Source organism: Streptomyces sp. bgisy130, from assembly GCF_057708345.1.
The window spans coordinates 1-524 of record NZ_JBYISA010000123.1 but is presented as its reverse complement, the minus strand read 5'-3'; the positions used below and the strand labels follow the sequence as shown (position 1 = coordinate 524).

Sequence of the window (524 nt, the reverse complement as noted above, 5' to 3'; positions counted from 1 at the left end):
AGGGCGTTGAGTAGCGTGCCCAAGACCCGAAGCGGAGTGATCTAGCCATGGGCAGGTTGAAGCGGAGGTAAGACTTCGTGGAGGACCGAACCCACCAGGGTTGAAAACCTGGGGGATGACCTGTGGTTAGGGGTGAAAGGCCAATCAAACTCCGTGATAGCTGGTTCTCCCCGAAATGCATTTAGGTGCAGCGTCGTGTGTTTCTTGCCGGAGGTAGAGCACTGGATAGGCGATGGGCCCTACCGGGTTACTGACCTTAGCCAAACTCCGAATGCCGGTAAGTGAGAGCGCGGCAGTGAGACTGTGGGGGATAAGCTCCATGGTCGAGAGGGAAACAGCCCAGAGCATCGACTAAGGCCCCTAAGCGTGTGCTAAGTGGGAAAGGATGTGGAGTCGCAGAGACAACCAGGAGGTTGGCTTAGAAGCAGCCATCCTTGAAAGAGTGCGTAATAGCTCACTGGTCAAGTGATTCCGCGCCGACAATGTAGCGGGGCTCAAGCACACCGCCGAAGTCGTGTCATTGC

General features: G+C 56.3%; 1 rRNA gene. It reads left to right on the top strand.

The window, feature by feature from the left end:
- Positions 1–524, top strand: a 23S ribosomal RNA gene (locus AC3EUV_RS38415); the annotation flags it as partial.